The 19,289-nt window shown below is 36.1% G+C and carries 17 protein-coding genes; 8 read left to right on the forward strand and 9 right to left on the reverse strand.

The window, feature by feature from the left end; translation table 11 throughout:
- The first annotated feature begins 48 nt into the window (after positions 1-48).
- Positions 49-2,169, forward strand: a complete 2,121-nt coding sequence (locus ACEYOS_RS09100) for a carboxy terminal-processing peptidase (RefSeq protein ID WP_373709639.1) — start codon at positions 49-51, stop codon at positions 2,167-2,169.
- An 87-nt stretch (positions 2,170-2,256) separates the two neighbouring features.
- Here the strand turns inward: ACEYOS_RS09100 and ACEYOS_RS09105 are convergent, their stop codons facing one another.
- Positions 2,257-2,745, reverse strand: a complete 489-nt coding sequence (locus tag ACEYOS_RS09105) for a hypothetical protein (RefSeq protein WP_373709638.1) — start codon at positions 2,743-2,745, stop codon at positions 2,257-2,259.
- Between the two features lie 165 nt (positions 2,746-2,910).
- On the opposite strand from ACEYOS_RS09105, the gene ACEYOS_RS09110 reads away from it, so the two are divergent.
- The 6 genes from ACEYOS_RS09110 (at position 2,911) to cls (ending at position 7,123) form a co-directional block, all read left to right on the forward strand.
- Entirely contained in the window at positions 2,911-4,227 is a 1,317-nt protein-coding gene (locus ACEYOS_RS09110) for a 2TM domain-containing protein (RefSeq protein WP_373709637.1), read from the forward strand.
- A gap of 5 nt (positions 4,228-4,232) precedes the next feature.
- Entirely contained in the window at positions 4,233-4,514 is a 282-nt protein-coding gene (locus ACEYOS_RS09115) for a 2TM domain-containing protein (protein ID WP_373709636.1), read from the forward strand.
- A gap of 4 nt (positions 4,515-4,518) precedes the next feature.
- Entirely contained in the window at positions 4,519-4,812 is a 294-nt protein-coding gene (locus ACEYOS_RS09120) for a 2TM domain-containing protein (RefSeq protein ID WP_373709635.1), read from the forward strand.
- A gap of 110 nt (positions 4,813-4,922) precedes the next feature.
- A complete protein-coding gene (locus tag ACEYOS_RS09125; protein WP_373709634.1) occupies positions 4,923-5,666 on the forward strand; it encodes a LytR/AlgR family response regulator transcription factor in 744 nt (247 codons plus the stop codon).
- A gap of 96 nt (positions 5,667-5,762) precedes the next feature.
- Positions 5,763-5,909 (forward strand): PLDc N-terminal domain-containing protein, encoded by a 147-nt coding sequence (locus ACEYOS_RS09130; RefSeq protein ID WP_373709633.1) that lies wholly within the window; start codon positions 5,763-5,765, stop codon positions 5,907-5,909.
- Positions 5,903-7,123 (forward strand): cardiolipin synthase, encoded by a 1,221-nt coding sequence (gene cls, locus ACEYOS_RS09135; protein ID WP_373709632.1) that lies wholly within the window; start codon positions 5,903-5,905, stop codon positions 7,121-7,123. The genes ACEYOS_RS09130 and cls overlap by 7 nt, the downstream gene beginning before the upstream one ends.
- Before the next feature lie 108 nt (positions 7,124-7,231).
- Here cls and ACEYOS_RS09140 read toward each other — a convergent pair whose 3' ends face one another.
- The 7 genes from ACEYOS_RS09140 to mnmA all read right to left on the reverse strand — a co-directional run bounded on the left by ACEYOS_RS09140 (position 7,232) and on the right by mnmA (position 15,672).
- A complete protein-coding gene (locus tag ACEYOS_RS09140; protein ID WP_373709692.1) occupies positions 7,232-8,608 on the reverse strand; it encodes a flavin-containing monooxygenase in 1,377 nt (458 codons plus the stop codon).
- A gap of 450 nt (positions 8,609-9,058) precedes the next feature.
- On the reverse strand, positions 9,059-9,619 hold the full coding sequence (locus ACEYOS_RS09145) for a DUF4256 domain-containing protein (RefSeq protein ID WP_373709631.1): 561 nt from the start codon (positions 9,617-9,619) through the stop codon (positions 9,059-9,061).
- A 100-nt stretch (positions 9,620-9,719) separates the two neighbouring features.
- Positions 9,720-10,412, reverse strand: coding sequence for a diphthine--ammonia ligase (locus ACEYOS_RS09150; protein ID WP_373709630.1), 693 nt, complete (start codon positions 10,410-10,412; stop codon positions 9,720-9,722).
- 240 nt (positions 10,413-10,652) lie between these two features.
- Positions 10,653-11,648 carry an AAA family ATPase gene (locus ACEYOS_RS09155; RefSeq protein ID WP_373709629.1) on the reverse strand — a complete coding sequence of 332 codons (996 nt, stop codon included), beginning with the start codon at positions 11,646-11,648 and terminating at the stop codon, positions 10,653-10,655.
- Positions 11,641-12,270: a nicotinamide riboside transporter PnuC gene (gene pnuC, locus ACEYOS_RS09160; protein WP_373709628.1), complete on the reverse strand. Its 630-nt coding sequence runs from the start codon at positions 12,268-12,270 to the stop codon at positions 11,641-11,643. Before pnuC ends, ACEYOS_RS09155 begins: the two co-directional genes overlap by 8 nt.
- Positions 12,270-14,267 (reverse strand): TonB-dependent receptor, encoded by a 1,998-nt coding sequence (locus ACEYOS_RS09165; RefSeq protein ID WP_373709627.1) that lies wholly within the window; start codon positions 14,265-14,267, stop codon positions 12,270-12,272. Before ACEYOS_RS09165 ends, pnuC begins: the two co-directional genes overlap by 1 nt.
- 217 nt (positions 14,268-14,484) lie before the next feature.
- On the reverse strand, positions 14,485-15,672 hold the full coding sequence (mnmA, locus tag ACEYOS_RS09170) for a tRNA 2-thiouridine(34) synthase MnmA (RefSeq protein ID WP_373709626.1): 1,188 nt from the start codon (positions 15,670-15,672) through the stop codon (positions 14,485-14,487).
- Positions 15,673-16,227: 555 nt separating this feature from the next.
- Between mnmA and ACEYOS_RS09175 the strand changes: the two genes are divergently transcribed.
- Positions 16,228-16,767, forward strand: coding sequence for a hypothetical protein (locus tag ACEYOS_RS09175; RefSeq protein WP_373709625.1), 540 nt, complete (start codon positions 16,228-16,230; stop codon positions 16,765-16,767).
- A gap of 287 nt (positions 16,768-17,054) precedes the next feature.
- Here the strand turns inward: ACEYOS_RS09175 and ACEYOS_RS09180 are convergent, their stop codons facing one another.
- A complete protein-coding gene (locus ACEYOS_RS09180) occupies positions 17,055-19,130 on the reverse strand; it encodes a prolyl oligopeptidase family protein (RefSeq protein ID WP_373709691.1) in 2,076 nt (691 codons plus the stop codon).
- Positions 19,131-19,289 lie beyond the last annotated feature (159 nt).

The raw sequence follows: 19,289 nt of genomic DNA on the forward strand, positions 1-19,289 counted from the left end.
AACTAATAAGGATAAACTTCAACAAATTATATACTATTTAACAACTCTATGTTCAAAAATTTTAAACTCAATACATTACTGCTTTTCATTCCACTTACGAGTTTGGTGTTTTGTTTCAATACACCGAAAAATGACGACGAGAAAATGTCGACCATTATGATCAGCGTAAAAAATACGCTTAGTTATCTGCACTATTCACCGAAACCTATTAATGATGCTTACTCGCAAGAGGTTTATAAGCAGTATTTTGAAATGGTGGACAATTCAAAGAGATATTTTCTGCAATCAGATATGGCAGAATTTGCGCAGCACAAAACTAAATTAGATGATTATCTGAATCAGGGAGATTTGAAGTTCTATAAATTAACAATCGATCGTTTGTATCAAAGGGTTGATGAAATAGATAAAATCACGCAGGATATTCTAAGCAAGCCGATTAATTTAGACGAAGATGAAACGCTTCTTTTAGAGCCGAAGAAAAAAGATAATCCTGTAAATCAGGCTGAACTTGCTGCGGAATGGAAAAAATACATCAAGTATAATATCTTGCAGGAAATGGAATCTTTAACAGCGAAAGAAGAATTTCAGAAAGAAAAAAAAGATTCTGTTCAGAAATTTAATTTGAAGGACACGATTAAATTGGAGATTCTAACGCCAGAAGCGAAAAGAGTTAAAGCTACCGCCGAAGTAAAAGACTTGGTGACAGACACCTTCCGTAGATTTAAGAAAAGAAACAAAATGGACTGGTTTACGGTTTATATGAACGCTTACACTGAAGTTTTCGATCCGCATACCAACTATTATTCTCCAAAAAACAAAGAGGATTTTGATACGCAGTTCAAAGGAAAGATCATTGGAATTGGAGCCATTATTCAAGAGAAGAAAGGATATCTATATTTAGGAGAATTGACCATCGGTGCTCCAGCCTGGAAATCGAAACAATTGGCGAAAGGAGATAAAATTCTTAAAGTAAGATCGAGCCCAAGTGACGATCCCGTGAATGTTGTTGGGATGTTGGTTGATGAAGCGGTAAGATTGATTCGTGGGAAAGAAGGAACCAAAGTTGTTTTAACGGTTGAAAAAGAAGATAAAACCATTAAAGACGTTACGATGACCCGTGAGGAAGTAGCCATTGAAGATACTTTTGCACGAAGCATTGTCGTAAATTCTTCTGATGGAAAAAAATATGGGTTTATCAGTTTGCCAAGTTTTAATGCAGATTTCGAAGATGCCAAAGGAAGAAATGCTTCTGATGATATCAAAAATGAACTGATTAAATTGAAAGCACAGAACGTTGAAGGAATTGTGCTTGACCTTAGGAATAATGGTGGAGGAAGTTTAACCGAAGTTGGCGACATCATGGGCTTGTTTATGAATGCAGGCGCATATGTTCAGGTGAAAGACGGCAACGGAAAAATTCAAACACTTAGAAATAAAACAAATGCTCCAGTTTGGACGGGTCCATTAGTGATCATGCAAAATGAGTTATCAGCCTCGGCTTCAGAAATTTTAGCAGGAGCAATGCAGGATTACGGTAGAGGAGTAGTAATTGGTTCGCCGCAGTCTTTTGGGAAAGGAACGGTGCAAACCTTTGTTGACCTAAACAGATTTTTAAATTCTACTGATGATTTCGGATCTTTAAAATTAACAATTCAAAAATTCTATAGAATTAGTGGGGAATCTACGCAGCGAAAAGGAATTCAGTCTGATATTCAGATGAAAGATTTCTTCACTTATGCTGAAATTGGAGAGAGATACGATGATTATGCCTTGGCTTGGGATAAGATTCCAGCCGTGGAATATCAGCCCGTTAATTATTTCTCAGTGACCGCTTTACAAAAAGGAATCGAGTCCCGATTGAAAGGCAATAACACCTATCAGTTAATGCAGGAATCTGCTCAGTGGAAAGAGAACTTGGATAAAGAGGAGACTATTTCTTTGAACCAAACGAAATTCAATGAAGTGATGCAAACCAGAAAATCTCAGATCAAAAAGTTTAAAACACTTACGAAATTCAACAATGGTTTGAAGTTTACGGTGAATCCAGACGAAGCAGTTCGTGAGAAAAAGGATGAAGCTTTTGCAAAGAAAACAGAAAACTGGACCAAGAATCTTCAACGCGATTTATACCTTCAGGAAGCAGTTAATGTAATTGCTGAAATGAAGTAAATAGTTAGATCTTAAAATAAAAATAACCATCAATCAGTGTTGATGGTTATTTTTTTATGTCACAATGGATATGTTAATAGACTTTTTCTAAACCTTTTTTTTCTTTTGCTCGGCGTCATATTCAACCGTCAAAATCACAAAACCGATGAAACCTCCAATGACAGAAAATAACATTAGAACCGCCCACAATGTATTATTTGGAAACGCTGATATTCCTTTTGGAGTTTCCTGTAAGGTCTCCCGAAGTTTCATCAGTACATTTGTTTTTTCTAAGGCACTTGATGAATTTAGAGTTTGAAGTTCATGTTGACTTGCTTTTAAATTTCGATACCAAAAATCGACGTCTTCGTCTGGTGTTTTATAAATAACAGATGTGTAGCCAGTGGTCATCTTTTTGTCTTCCAAATATTTAATAGATCTCGACAATTCCTGTTCTGCCAAATCGATCGTGTTAGCAGTGGACGCTCTTTTCAGATAACCGGAAACATTTTGTTTAAAGTCAATCGCTTTCGAGATCCGAAAACCAAAAATCGTTACTGCGGCGATAACCAATAAATAGGCAATTGTTTTCTTCATAAAATAGTATTATAGAATTTTGTAAAAAAGCCATTAGATCTAGGCTTTTTTAATATTCGTAAAACTAACATAATTTTTACCATTCAGTCTTTAAAATTCACCATTCGGGCAATAATTATTTTATTTACCTTTATTACACGATACATTTGTAATAATAATTAGATCATGAACAGAAAGAGTTTAATCACCATATCCTGGATTACGTTTTTCGTAGGAACGTCTATATTCGTTTTTTTTATGCGAGAAAAGACCATCCAGAATTACTTTATTAATATTCTGATTGCAGGCATGTACAGTTTTACAATTGCAGGTGGAAATGGAGTGATGAATGATTATCTGAATAAAAAATATTCCTGGGTAGACGATACCAAGATCAGAACTGTTTTAGGGATTATTTCGACGCTCCTCGTCAATGTTCTGTTGGTGTTTTTCTGTAACTATATTAATTTCATTCTTATTCAGGGAAATGACAGTTCTAAATTCTTCACCGGGAGCATGGGGATTTCTAATTGGATCACCATTAATGTTGCCCTTTTAATATCGGCGATTCTTCATGCAAAAGGTTTTATAGACGCCTGGAAAAGTTCAACGAAGCAAGAAGTCGTTCAGCAGAAATTAATTGCCAAATCTGCCAATGCACAGTTTGAAAGTTTAAAGAACCAGCTTGATCCTCATTTTCTGTTTAATTCGTTAAATGTCTTGAGTTCTTTAATTGATGAAAATCCGGTTCAGGCTCAAAGATTTACGGCGTCGATGTCAAAGATCTATCGGTATGTTTTAGAGCAGAAAGACAAAGAGTTAGTGACGGTAGAAGAGGAGCTCAATTTTGCTAAAACCTATTGTGATTTATTAGAAACAAGATTTGAAGACAGTGTGAGTTTTGATTTTAAAGTGAATGAGAAAGACTTGAAATCGTACGTGGTTCCGCTTTCTTTACAATTGCTTTTAGAAAACTGCATCAAACATAATTTCGCCACGTCCGCAAAACCTCTGCATATTAAAATCTATTCTGAAAATGGAAATCTGTTCATTGAGAATAATCTGCAGCAAAGAGAACAAGTCAAAGAAAGCGCTGGCATAGGCTTATCCAATATCGTTCAGCGCTATTCTTTATTAACCAAACAGAATGTTTTTATTGAGAAATCAGCGACTTTTTTCAAGGTGAAAATTCCAATATTAAATCAAAAACTAACTGCCATGAATACCCCTGTTTCTAATGAATCGATGGCTTACGAAAGAGCCTCCAGAAGAGTAAAGGATTTGAAAGGATTTTACAGCAATCTCATTTCCTATTGTCTGGTCATTCCTTTTCTTATTTTTATTAACCTTCGTTTTTCGTCCGCTTATTACTGGTTTTGGTGGCCAATGTTAGGATGGGGAGTTGGGTTGATTTTAAATGCGATCAAAGTGTTTGGGATCAGCAGCAATTGGGAAGAGAAGCAGATTCAGAAAATCTTAGAAAGAGAAAAATATAAAAACTAATCATAATGGAAAACTTAACAAAAACAGAAGTCGATTACGCGATGGCGAAAGAAAGAGTCAATCAAATCAGAAAATTCTATGTCAGTTTGGCGGTCTTCATCATCGTATTTGCGATTTACTCAGGTAGAAAATACTATAAAGCCGGCGAAGTCAATTACTTGGATTTTAATAACGTTTCTGTAATTTTTTGGATCTGGGGACTTATTTTGGCGATAAGAGCGGTGAAGATATTCTTCTTCAACCACGACTGGGAAAGAAAAATGATGGATAGAGAACTTAACAAATAAGATCATGGAAAATTTCAACGATAGTGACATTAAATATTTAGAAGCTAAAAAACGGGTTAAAAGAATCAAAGGGTTTTATATTCATGCGTTAATTTATGTATTGGTTAATGTAGGATTGATCATCACGAATACTTCAATCACTGGCGAAGGCTTCAGTTCCATTGACACTTACTGGACGGCGATCTTCTGGGGAATCGGACTTGCCGGACACGGACTAAGCGTTTTCTTACCGAATCTGATTTTAGGAAAAAACTGGGAAGAAGAAAAAATCCGGGAGTTAATGAATAAAAATAAATAACATGAACACATATTGAAGAGAAAGCTTTAAAAGATCAGTTTGGGAAAGATTATTGCGATTATATGAAGAAAACCAAAAGACTTATTCCTTTTATTTATTAATTTTAGAACATGATAAAAACCCTCATTATTGAAGATGAAAAACCAGCTGCACGAAAACTGGAGCGATTAATTAGCTTGTTTCCTGATTTAAAATTAGTTGCAACGCTTCATTCTGTTGAAGATGGGGTAGAATGGTTTCAAAATAATCCACATCCTGATCTGATTTTTTCGGATATTGTTTTAGGGGACGGATTGTCGTTTGATATTTTTGAAAAAATCCCGACCAGGAGTTTTATGATCTACACTACGGCTTTTGATCAATATACTTTAAAGGCGTTTAAACTCAATTCAATTGACTATTTGCTGAAACCGATTATGGAAGAAGATCTGGAAAAGGCAATCACCAAATACAAAAGTTTCTTACCTTCAGAACTCGCAAATAATTCATTGGAGATCAAGTCTTTAATTAAAGAAGAGAAACAGAAACTGTCTCGGATCTTAGTGAAGATCGGCTACAATTTGAAGATTGTTCAAACTGATGAGGTTTCCTGTTTCTACAGTGAAAATAAAATCGTCTATCTTCAAACGAAAGAACGAAATTATCCAACTGATTTTACCTTAGACGAACTGCAGGAAGTTCTTGATGACAAAAAGTTTTTCCGCATCAACCGGCAGTTTATCATCAATTCTAATTTTATTAAAAACATTCATACTTCTCCTTACTATAAAGTAGAAATGGAGTGTCAGCCAGAAGAAGAAATTACGGTGAGTCGTGATCGGGTAAAGGATTTCAAAGACTGGTTATCTAACTAAAAAAGCATTTTTATTAACTGGATTTTACTGGCTGAGATTATTTATGTAATCATCATCATTGCCGTTTTACTGCGCGTTATTTACGATACCCAAAGTGTGACCAAAACGCTGGCATATTTGCTGTTGGTCATTTTTCTGCCCTTTATTGGAATTTTTATTTATTTTTCGTTCGGTATTAATTATCGAAAGAACTCTACAGTAAGAAAATTGCTCAGGATAAAAAGCAGGAAGAGTTGGTGCTGAAAAAACTCGATTTGTACAATCGAAAAAATCTGGAAGCCACCAAAGAGCATGATGCATTTGTTGGTTTAACCAACATGATCTATCAAACGGAAAGAAGTCCTTTAACCACCAATAATAAAACAAAATTACTGATTAATGGGGAACAAAAATTTCCTGAAGTTTTAGAAGCTTTACGAAATGCCAAACACCACATTCATGTCGAGTATTATATTTATGAAGATGATGAAATTGGTCGCGCAATCGAACAGATCATGATCGAAAAAGTGAAGGCTGGAGTCGAGGTTCGCTTTATTTATGATGATTTCGGGAGTTCATCAATTCGCAAAACGCTGGTGAAAAGGTTGCGGGAAAATGGCGTCAAAGCTTTTCCTTTCTATGAAATCAAACTGATCAAATTAGCCAGCCGATTGAATTACCGAAATCACCGGAAAATTATCGTTATTGATGGTCACACCTCTTTTGTGGGCGGCATCAACATCAGTGACAAATACAGCAATGCTTTCGTTGGAAATGAACTGTACTGGCGCGACACTCATTTAAAAATTGAAGGCGATGCTACTGCTATTTTACAGCATATTTTTATTGGAGACTGGAATTACTGCTCAGACGAAAAGCTTATCATCACCGATAATTATTTTCCAAAAATTGAAAAGATTGATGAGCAAACCCAAAATGTTCAGATTGTTTCCAGCGGGCCAGATTCCGACCGGCCGAATATTTATTATGCGATTATCAAGGCGATACAATCTGCGAAAAAAGAGATCTTGTTGACTTCTCCTTATTTTATTCCGGGAGAAACCATTATTGACGCTATGAAAATGGCTGCTCTTTCAGGTGTTGAAGTTAAACTTTTGGTTCCGGGGATTTCAGATTCTTATATGGTGAATGCCGCGGCCAAATCTTATTATACAGAACTTTTAGAAGCGGGCGTACAAATTTATCTCTATCAAAAAGGATTTGTACATGCCAAAACCATGGTAGCAGATCGGGCGCTGGCGATTGTCGGAACCGCCAACATGGATTACCGCAGTTTCGATTTGAACTTCGAGGTGAATGCCGTTGTTTACGATGAATCCCTGGCAGCTGAACTCGCCGATAATTTCCAGATAGACCTGCGGGATTCAGAGCAGATAGAAATTCAATCCTGGCTCGATCGTCCAAAACATATTCAGCTGATCGAAAAAATTGTACGGTTAATTTCGCCGATGTTATAAGTCGGTTATCTTTTCATTTGAAATAATTTTACTTTAAATAAAGCATAAAAAACAAAACACCTTTCAGCGTTTCTGAAAGGTGTTTTTTAATAGATTGTAAAGCAGTTTTTAGATTCTTTCTGCAATCAGCGGTTCTTCATTTACCTCGTAAAGATAACGTTCCTTGGTATCATTCAGTTCATCCATCCATTCCGTGTGATGTACGGCTGCCATTGTTCCGGTGACTACACTTTGATAGGTTTTATCGCGATAAGTCAGGATGCATTCCTCTTTATCTTTAAGCCATTCTTTAAACATCACCGCAACCTGATCAACATTGAAATGTGGATAATCAGACGTCGCCAATAGATCTTTGATATAGGCGGTTTGAAAATCTACATGCTCTTCACCTGTTTCTGCCTGCTCATTCTTTTCTAACCACTGATCGATATCAAGTCGTCTTTCCGCTGGTGTTGGTAACTGCAAACGGTCCATCATATAATCCCGCGCTACCCAAGCTTGCGTATCGAACATATTGAAGGTGTAATATTGATCCTGCATTCCCAAATAGATCAACTGTGGCAGTTCATTAAAGAAAATTCCTTTGTAAAGATGATCCGGATATAAATTGTTCTTGGTTTTCAAACGCATTTCGTCTGGTAAGAACGGAAACTTATGTTGGTAACCGGTACACATAATTACCGCGTCGAATTTTTCCGTGGTACCGTCTTTAAAGTAAGCGATATCATCTTCAAAGTGCGTCACCAAAGGAAGTTCCTTAATTCCTTCTGGCCACTCGATCCCAATCGGATTGCTTCTGTAACTTAAGGTTATCGACTGTGCACCGTGTTTATAACATTGAACGCCGATATCTTCCGCAGAATAACTACTACCGATCAACAAGATGTTTCTATCTTTAAATTGGTCAGCACCTCTAAAATCGTGGGCGTGCATTACCGTTCCCGGGAAATTTTCTATTCCTTTAAAGTAAGGCATATTCGGTGTTGAAAAATGTCCTGAAGCAACCACTAAATAATCAAACTCTTCTGAATAGGTTTTGTCAATTTTTAAATCGTCAAGGATCACCGTAAATTTTTCAGATTCCTCATCAAAACTGACCCAACGAACAGTCGTGTCAAAACGAATATACTCGCGGGCATTACTCTTTTTAATCCGTCCTTGAATATAATCGAACAGGACGGGACGTGGCGGATAAGAAGAGATCGGTTTCTTAAAATGTTCGTCAAATGAATAGTCAGAAAATTCCAAACATTCTTTCGGACCGTTCGACCACAAATATTTATACATACTTCCGTGCAAAGGCTCTCCATATTTCCCTACGCCGGTTCGCCAGGAATAATTCCACATTCCGCCCCAGTTATCCTGCTTTTCAAAACAGATGATTTCAGGCATGGCAAAACCTTGATCTTTTAAAGCCTCAAACGCACGAATTTGTGCAAGACCGCTCGGCCCAGCACCAATAATACCAACGCGTTTGTTTTTCAAAATATTTTTATTACTCATATGATTTTTTTTAAAATTGAATTGGAACGCCTTAAGAAAAAGGGTTCTCAACAGTTAATAATAGCTTGTAAAAATTTCTGAAGAATGCAGACGAAAGAGTTCAGTACTCTAAAGAGAAATCAACAACAAATAATTGTTTTTATAATTTCCAGTGTAATTTTTTTGATAAGCAAGAAAGCCAATATAAGGAAATTTTTGTCACATTCCTAATTCTGCCGCAAAAAACGATTAATTCAATATTAGATTAATAAAAATATACGGTAATTTTTGAATTTATTTTAAAAATTACAAAATGGTGAAGTCGTAGGTACAGCAGAAGATTCTCTCAAATAACGCTGAATGTTTCCTGTGGGAAAATTTGGGGAAATCACTTGTAAGAAAGTGCTGATAGAATTTCTGGTGAGTTTTTAGGATCCTTGAAATCGCTAAAGCTTAAAGTTTCAAAAGTACCCGAAATCCTCTGCCAGCATAGTAAGATTCTGCACCATTGTGATAAACGAAAACATGATTGAAGCGACAGTCGCCGAATATCGCACCACCCAACGTTCTGATTTCTGGCGGCGTCGATAACCAACTGGATGTTTTGGTGTCGAAGTTTCCTAATTTTTGAAGCTCCCGATATTGAGTTTCATTCAATAAGGTAGTTCCCATTTCTTTCGCCAAATTGACGGCGCTGTCTTTGGGTTTATTTTCTTTTCTGGCTTCTAACGCTTCGTTATCATAACATACGCTGCGACGTGCTTTTGGACTTTCAGCTGTACAATCACAAAATAGAAATTCGTTTGTGTTTTTGTCGTAGCCAATAACATCAGGTTCGCCGTCGGTTTTTTCCATTTCATTGAGCGACCATAATTTGGTGGGATTTTCGTTCAATTTTATTTGAACATCTTCCCACTGTAAATCCGAATGACGTTCGATATTATTTACAAACCGTTTCTCTAAAATCGTAATAAGTTCTTTCGTTCTTTCTTTGGATAGTTCTGTTTTTTTCATTTTTGAAGAATTAGGAATTTTAAGAAAGCAGTTAGCAGTAAAAAATGATCGTTTTTTAACAAAACTGAATTAGAAAATAAAGAAAGAAGTAAAACTATTTTTAAACCGTCAGTTCAGCCTGCCAATATTCAAAAGTTTTTGTTTCTCCTGTATCTAAGGTGAAATCAAATGAGGTTTTTACTGTTTCAGAAATGGTAAACTCAACTTCTTTTTGAAACAATCCTCCGGCATAAGATAATGTATGATACTCGCCGTTTTCTCCACAAACATCGATGTTCTTGGGAAATGAGTTGATCAGATCCGCATCCAGATCTTTTCCAATAAAAGTTTCGTCTAATAGATCAGCTTGCGTAACAATGATCTTTGATTGAATTCCGGAAGCCAGAAAATCATCAATAACTTTCTGAGAGGTTTTATCCCAAAGCGGTTCTACAACTTCAATTCCCAAAGGTTGAAGTTTGCTTTCCCGGTACGCTTTTACGTCTGATAAAAAAATATCGCCAAAGATAAAATGCTTCACTCCAAGTTCTTTAAAATGATGAACAGCGTCACTCATTTTCTGATCGTAATTTTTCAGCGCGGTAGAAGAGGCGACGGTATAAAGCGGAATTCCGATGCTTTCGGACTGTCTTTCCAATATTTCCAACGGAATCGCATGCATCGAAGATTTGGAGGTTTCTTCTTTCATGTTGGTCAAAAGTGCAATGACTTCAAATTCTTTTTCTTCCAAAACTTTTTGAAGCGCCAAAGCAGAATCTTTTCCGCCACTCCAGTTGAATACTGCTTTTTTCATTTAATTATTCTACCAACAAGATTTCCGGTTCCGCCGGCGATAGCTATTGTTTTTTTGGGCATTTGGGTTTTATTTTAAAGCTCTCTACTGCTTTAAAAAAATTTTTGCAGAGCGAAGTTGAAATTAAGGTTTTAATGTGTGATGAGTATTAGATTTTATAACTTAACTGTTCAGTTAATACAAAAATAAATATAAAGCAGAAGATTTGGATGTGGTACTTTACCCTATTGATTCACAACTTTATGCTCTTATTTTTACATTCTCTTTTAATCTTTTTATTATTGTTACTGCTTTGTCAAACCGTTGTTCCCAACTTCCTGTTATTTCTGTTATATCAATGTTGTGCTGCTGCAATATATTTCTGTGTGAAATGTCTAATAAATTTCTGTCGATTTCACTCAATCGTGTTCCGTCCTGAACATAATCTACATTATTAGTGAGATAAAGATATAAGTCAGCTTTATTGGCATTATAAATTTTGTTTTCAACATTCAGTGTTTTATCAAATAGGAAGTTTGCATAAGATTTTGCAATGTGTATGTCTGTATCAATAATAATAAGTGGACTTTTACCTAGAGTAGCGTTATTAATTCGATTGGCGTGTTCGCTCGCAACACGATGTAATTCGTCAAATTCAAATGAGTTTGAATTGTCAATTATTTCTCTGGCTGTCTCATTTACGGAACTGCAATTAAAATGTTTGGCAAGTCTTTCTGTTAATATCGTTTTTCCTGTGCTCTCAGTTCCAAGCACGATGACTTTAATTACAAAATAAGGTTTCACGCTATCTGGTAAAAAATTCCAATTTGCAAAAAGGTCCTTTCTGACGGCAGAAGCAGAAATAGGTAAGATTTTTTTGGGAATATCAAAAGCAATATGTCGGATATTCATAAATGAAGCAACATAATATCCATATGCTTCCGACGTAATTACTAAGTCATAATCTGGAAAAAGCTCTTTGAATTTATCTGACCAAATTTTTGAGACATTTTGTGAAGATTCGGAAGTGTTTGGGAATTCACTTTCTAAGTAGTCGAAAATCTTTATCTCAATATTTTTTTCCGTTACAAAAGTTTTTTCAATCCACTTTTGTCTTGTCATACCAGGAATATTCTCTTTATCGCTACAGCAAACTAAAACAGTAAGAAAATCACACTTTGTTAAAGCAAAATTTATCATTGCCTCGTGTCCTTGGTGAAAAGGCAAAAATTTCCCAAATAAAAATGCTTTAACCATTGTTTAATTGTTTTTTCCAATTCCATAATCCATAAGTTGCCAGTCCAAGAAATACAAGATATTCCAAAGCTAAAAACACAATCCCTTTCTTGAAAAACAAGAAAACGCAAACAATATCAACCAAGATCCACAAATACCAGGTTTCAATTTTCTTTTTGGCGAGTAAGACTGTAGCAATTATGCTTAAAACCATTACAAAAGAATCGATAAAAGGAAATGCTGCTCGTATTTTAAAATAATTAGGCAAATACAAGTGGATATTCTTAATGAAAAAACCTGCAATTATTGTCGAGATAATAAGTACACTTGCAAGCCAAATTTTAGTTTTAGAACTGATTGACGTGATACTGTTTTGTTGGGGTTTTTGTTTCCAGTTATACCAACCGTAAAGGGTAACTAAAAAAAAGAATACTTGTAGAAACATGTCGGCATAAAGATGAACTTGAAAAAACAGGATGAATAAAAACAATTCATTGATTATTCCCGTTGTCCAAGTAAGTATGTTCGCTCTTGATGCAAAATAAACTGATAACAATCCGAACAATGTTCCAATCAACTCAACGTAGCTAATTGGGTAGCCGATTATTTCAAAAGCGATATTTTTTATGTCAAAAAATGTCATCAAAAGTTATATTGAATTGAACTGTAAAAGTTGGTCGGAGCTTGTACAAAATATTTTTTGCTGCCGTCAAAGTCCACATATCCATGATTAAAGTATTTGGCATTCGTAATATTGTTTAAGAAAAGTGAAAACTGAAATTTTTGATATTGATAAGTCACTCTACTATTCAATAGAACGTAGCTTTTTACAGTTTCGGAATTTGCAAAATCAATGTATGATCGATATTGGTATCTTGCAGAAAGTACGACTGCAAAATTATTTTTATTAAAAATGGCTTCTTGATATATTATTATCGGTGAAGTTAGTATTGGTTTAAATACTTCCGAATTTTCTTTTATTTGGCTATAATTGAAAGCTGAATTATTTACGAGAGACAAATGTTTATTCACCTTGTACGTTAAACTCATTTCAACCCCTGTTCTAAAACTTTGTTCAACATTATTGGTAAGAGCCAAACCATTTGGACCAAATTTCCCATCCAAAACAATTTCATTTTTAAAGTCCATATAATACAGGTTCACATTCAAGTTTAGTTTGTTATTTTTAAGTCTAAAGCCCAATTCGTGATTAAGTACATATTCGGGTTTTGTATTGGCTAAAATTGGGTTTCCCAAACTGTCCGCTAACAAGTCATCATTTCCACCGAACATATCGTTTCTTGTCGGTTCCCTACCTGTATAACCAACACTGTAATATAGCGTAGAATTTGAATTGAAAGTAGCGCTCAGTCCTGCTTTAGGATTTATAAAATTCCATTCCAATTTGGGCAAGTCAATAGAACCATTATAGTCAAAAATTACATGCCGATATTGAACATCTGCAAAAAATGTAAACCAATTAAATGTATAGTCTGCTTTTGTGAAAACACTCATTTCGTTTTTATAACCTGTATTTTGGTAAAGCTGTCCTAAAGCTTTTTCGCTTCCTGTGTGTTGCCTGTTATAAATGTTTCCGTGAAGTCCTGTTGTTAAATTAAATTGTTTTTTTGAAAAAGTATAGTTGCTGAAAAATCCTACAAAATGTGATTGAACAGCATAATTGTACAATTCGTTTGTTGATGGAAGTTCCAGGAAGTTATTTAAGTCAAAATCGTAGTTGCCTTTTAAAAACGTGTAATATATGCTTGATTGAAGGGAAGAAGAATTACTGATTTTCCAAGAGTTTTGTATTTGTGTTAGCATTTGAAAAAATCGATCTTTTTCTTTTTCGTTATTGGCGTTCGTTCTTCTGTCTTTCTCAATTATAGAATCTGAAACGCCTATCCAAGCCATATCATTTTCTTGATGCCCTGCCAGAAAGTTGATTTTCCAAATTGACTTTTCTTCGAAAAGACCACCGCTTAAAAATACAGATTGCGAATTGTTAGAAGAATGGTATTTATATCCGTCAGAATAAATTTGTGAACTTCTGACATAAAGAGCTTTTTTATTTTTTATTCCACTGTTATATTCTCCAAATACCCGTAGACTGTTGAAAGAGCCGTAACCCAAACCAAAAGTAGTTTTTGTGGAGTCGGAAAGATTGGGTGAAAATAATTGTAAACTTCCACCATAACTTGCCACACCGTTCTTAGATGTTCCTACACCACGTTGAATTTGAATCTTGCTTACTGAATTTAAAATATCAGGATAGTTTGCAAAATACGCCCCTTGGTCTTCGGGTTCATTCATTGGCATTCCGTCAAATGTGGTGTTGACTCTGGTTTGGTCAATTCCTCTAATTCTGTAATAGGAATATCCTTGCGAGTTACCTGCGTCTGAATAATTTGTTATTGAAGGGGTTTGGGAAAGTAAAAATGATGGTTCTTGTCCTGTTGATTTTTCTTTGATTTCTTTTAAATAAATGTTTTGAAAAGTTACCGGTGTTCGTTTATCAGCTTGATAAGTTATAACAACCTCCTCTAAATGTTTAGTTCTATCGGAGCGTAGCGTGTCCTGTGCAGTTAAGTTTACGAACGATAATAGGGTAAAAATAGTCAGTAGATAAAGTTTAGTCATCTGTAAGTTTCATGTTTTTTTTTATCTGCAATTTCCTAATGCATGGCCTTTTGTGTTGAGCATAATTTATTTATAAATATCAAAAAATTATATTACCGTATCAAATTCGGACATTTAGAGAAAGGAAGCTTTAATAAACGATTTCATCGCTAAAATACCAAAAATTCCCCCTGAAAAATCAAAAGGAATTCAAATTTATTGATAAAAAAAGAAAAATTTAAGAAATCACCCCACTTCCCAACAATTCCTCACCATCATACCAAGCCGCAAATTGTCCCTCCGCAATCGCAGATTGCGGATTCACAAACTCGATGAATAAACCTTCTTCAAACTGGTAAAGCGTCGCTTCTTCCAAAGTTTGTCGGTACCGGATTCTGGCCTGTACTTTCATCGATTCGCCGTTTTGCAAACGCAGATCTTCGCGAACCCAATGAACTTCTGAATTTTCTATTTTTAAAGCGCTTCTGAACAATCCCGGGAAATTTCTTCCTTCGCCCACAAAAACAATATTTTTTTCAATATCTCTGGAAATCAAAAAGCAGGATTCTTTATGGCCGCCAATTCCCAAACCTTTACTTTGACCCACCGTAAAATAATGCGCACCCTGATGTTTGCCAATTACTTTTCCGTCTGATTTTTCGTAATTAATTTTCTGTGATAGAAATTGTAATTCTTCTAATTTTGAAGAAAACTCAGGAATTTCCTGATGAAAACCACTAAAATCTTTAAAGATCTCTACGATTTCACCTTCTTTTGGTTCCAGCTGTTGTTGCAGAAAAGTCGGCAAACTCACTTTCCCGATGAAACATAATCCCTGCGAATCTTTTTTATCTGCCGTCACCAAATTCATTTCCCGCGCGATCTCCCGAACTTCAGGTTTCGTCAGTTCCCCGATCGGAAATAGCGATTTCGACAACTGATCCTGATTCAGCTGACACAAAAAATAGGACTGATCTTTATTATTATCCGCTCCCGCCAAAAGATGGAAGATCTCTTTCCCATTTTCATCAAAAGTAGAGTTCACCTGTGCGTAATGTCCCGTGGCAACTTTCTCAGCACCAAGTGATAGGGCTGTTTTCAGGAACACGTCAAACTTCACTTCACGGTTACACAAAACATCAGGATTTGGCGTGCGGCCTTTTTTATATTCGTCGAACATATAATCCACGATCTTCTCCTTATACAGTTCGCTCATATCGATGACCTGATACGGGATTCCGAGTTTTTGTGCGACCATCAAAGCATCATTACTGTCCTCGATCCAGGGACATTCATCTTCCAAAGTCACCGACGCATCATTCCAGTTCCGCATAAAAAGCGCCACCACTTCATGACCTTGTTTTTGCAGCAAATACGCTGCAACACTGGAATCTACACCTCCAGAAAGTCCTACTACAATTTTCATATGTTCCTATTATAAAGCATTTCAAGGATGCTCTTTATTGAGGGCGCAAATTTACAACATTAATTAATGATTTTTAGAAGCTTCAAAGTTGTTGCTTTATTTGAAGACCCGTCCCGCTGTCCGCTAAATCTTTCTCTTTTCTGAGGAAAAGAGAAAGGATACCGCTGCCATCGGGGCTAAGAGAAAGGATTCGTTTTCTGTCAAAATTCTCACGCAGTCAAAAAGTGAAAATTTATAGTAATTATAGAAATTTTCGATTTCAAAATAATAGCGGTTTTAATTGGTGGAATTTGTGAAATCATTCGTGGCATTTGTGTTTAAATATTTTAGTTGTACCACAAAAGAGGCAAAAGAAAAATAATGAAAACAAGTTTTTCAAAAGATGGCAAAATGGAAAAGTATTCCTTTAGAAACATTTAGCATCCTTTTGAATTTTTACTCAAGCAAGCTTTTGTTTATGCTTTTGCGGTGAAAAAATTGTTTAGGCTTGGTGCAGAAATTTTTGATTTCAAAAAAAGACTTAATTTTGACTGTTCAATCTTTAAAAAACACGTGATGAAAAAACTACTTCTTCTCTCGATACTCAGTTTAACTATCTCTGCACAAGCTCAAATTGGAACTTCAACCCAATTAGGAGGCGAAAATTCCAAATGGACTTTCGGTGGTTCTGCTGGGTTAGGTGGAAGTTTTGGCAGTAATAATGGCGGAACTTCGATTTATGTTTCACCAAGAATTGGTTACAAACTGACCGAAAGCTTGGAAGCCGGAATTGTATCCGATCTTACCTGGACAAACGCTAAATATTATTCGTCTAACACGATCGGAGTCGGACCTTTTATGAATTACTATATCGCCAGAAACTTCTATCTCAGCGGAATGTTTCAGGAATATTTTTTCAATCAGAAAAACAAAGTGACCAATGTAAAATATTCAGGTGATGAAGCTGCCCTTTATTTCGGTGGCGGTTATATGCAGAGGATTGGTGACAGAGCGTATATGCAAATCGGCGGAATGTACAATGTGCTGTACAAAAAAGACGATTCTGTTTTCGGAAGTGGCTTTGTACCGAGTGTAGGTGTTGTGTTCGGACTTTAATTTCATTATTTACAAAGACGCAAGAGTTTAAGGCTTTTTACTTTTTACAAAAGAATACCAAATAAATTAGGCTTTTAATAATCGGTCCCTAAAAACAAAACTTCCCGTGAATGATCTCACGGGAAGTTTCTGTTTGTAATCTAAGACGAAATAGTGAAAGTTATTCTGGTCTGCAGCCCGGCCTGAACGGAAATCCTTTTTTTTGCGGTGGCCTTTGCTTTGGCAAAAAAGATTGGGAGTGGAGGACGGATGAAGCTGCCCCAATAAAAATACCTTTCGTTCTTCAATTATTTCTTCAAAGTTTTAAAACCCATTTCGTACAGTCCAAAACTCAAGATGTCAGCATTTTCGCCAATCACCTGTTCGGTACTTCTACCTGCGCCATGTCCTGCATTGGTTTCAATTCTCACCAAAACCGGATTGCCACAAGATTGTTTTTCCTGCAATTCTGCCCCGAATTTAAACGAGTGCGCTGGAACAACACGGTCATCGTGATCACTTGTAATGATCATGGTCGAAGGATAGCAAACGCCTTTTTTCACGTTATGTACCGGTGAATAAGATTTCAGATAATCGAACATTTCTTTGCTGTCTTCTGCAGTTCCGTAATCGTAACTCCAGCCCGCTCCAGCCGTAAATTTGTTATAACGCAACATGTCTAAAACACCAACTCCTGGATAAGCAACCTTGGCCAGATCGGGTCTCATGGTCATCACAGCGCCAACCAAAAGGCCACCGTTGGAACGGCCAGAAAGTGCCATATATTGTTTTGAGGTATATCCTTTGTTCTGTAAATATTCTCCTGCTGCGATGAAGTCATCAAACACATTTTTCTTCTCCATTTTAGTTCCAGCATCATGCCATTTCTTTCCGTATTCACCACCACCACGGATATTTGGAACGGCGTAAATTCCACCGTTCTCCATCCAGATCGCATTAACTACCGAGAAGGAAGGTTGCAAACTGATGTTGAATCCACCATAAGAATAAAGGATCGTTGGGTTTTTTCCGTCGAGTTTCAGTCCTTTTTTATAGTTGATCATCATCGGAATTTTCGTTCCGTCTTTGGATGTGTAAAAAATCTGTTCTGAAACGTAATCTGCAGGATTGAATTTTACCTGAGGTTTTTGGTACACTTCAGATTTACCGGTATCTGCATTGTATTTATAAATGGTTCCCGGCGTAATATAATTGGTGAAAGAAAAATAGAGATCTTTCTCTTTTTCTTTTCCGCTGAAACCGCCTGCAGTTCCGATTCCTGGTAAATCGATGGTACGGATCAGTTTTCCATTATAGTCTAATTGCTGCACCGAGGTTACAGCATCTTTCATGTATTTTGCGAATAAATATCCGCCGCCTGTTGAAACGCTTAAGACATTTTCGGTTTGAGGAATAACATCCGTCCAGACATCAGGTTGATTAATATTAAATTTGATCAAACGCATATTTGGAGCGTCTTTATCAGTTAGTGCGTAAATGAAATCTCCTTTGGAATCGATCACGTTGGTGTTGACATCATATCCTTTTTGAATCGGAATGAAATCTGTTTTCTTTTGTAGATCTTTGATATATAATTCGTTTCCGTTTGTTGCTTCCGAGGCACTTAAGATCTGATATCTTTCGTCATCAGAAACGCCAACGCCCATGTATCTTCTTTTGAATTGATCACCGCCAATGATCAGCTCATCTGATTTTTGTTTCGTGCCTAATTTGTGGAAATAGACTTTGTGAGTATCGGTTTTTGCAGAAAGTTCACTTCCTTTTGGTTTGTCGTAACTCGAATAGAAAAATCCTTCATCACCCAGCCAAGATGCTCCAGAAAACTTAACATCAATAATCGTTTCGTCGATTATCTTTTTGGTGAGAGCATTCATGATGATGATCTTATTCCAGTCGCTTCCACCTTCAGAAATCGAGTAGGCAACCAGGTTTCCTTTTTTATTGAAAGAAACTCCAGCTAAAGAAGTGGTTCCTTTATCTGAAAATTTATTGGGATCAAGGAAAACTTCTGTCTTTCCAGCTTTATCTGTTCGGTACAGAACAGATTGTGCCTGAAGTCCATCATTTTTATAGAAATAAGTAAAATCTCCTTCTTTAAAAGGTGCGCCGATTTTCTCGTAGTTCCAGATGTCTTTTAATTGCGCTCTGATCTCTTCACGGAAAGGAATTTTCGCTAAATAATCGTTGGTAAAAGCAACTTCTCTTTGAACCCAATCTTTGGTGTCTTCGGCGCGGTCATCTTCTAACCATCGATAAGGATCCTGTACTTTGGTCCCAAAATACTCGTCAGTATGTTCGACTTTTTTTGTTTCGGGATAATTCAGATTTTTGGTCATTTTTTGCGGAGCGCAAGATGCAAGCATTAATCCGGCTGCACCAAGAGCAAATGTTTTAACATTCATAAATTGAGGATTTCCTCAAAAGTAAGATTTTTTAGTGAAAGAAAAAAGAAGGCGAAGGAGTGGAAAAAGTTCGAAGCAATATTTATAGTATCTGGGAAATCACTGTATTTAAAATGAATT

The sequence above is a fragment of the Kaistella sp. genome (assembly GCF_041824135.1).
Lineage (GTDB): Bacteria > Bacteroidota > Bacteroidia > Flavobacteriales > Weeksellaceae > Kaistella.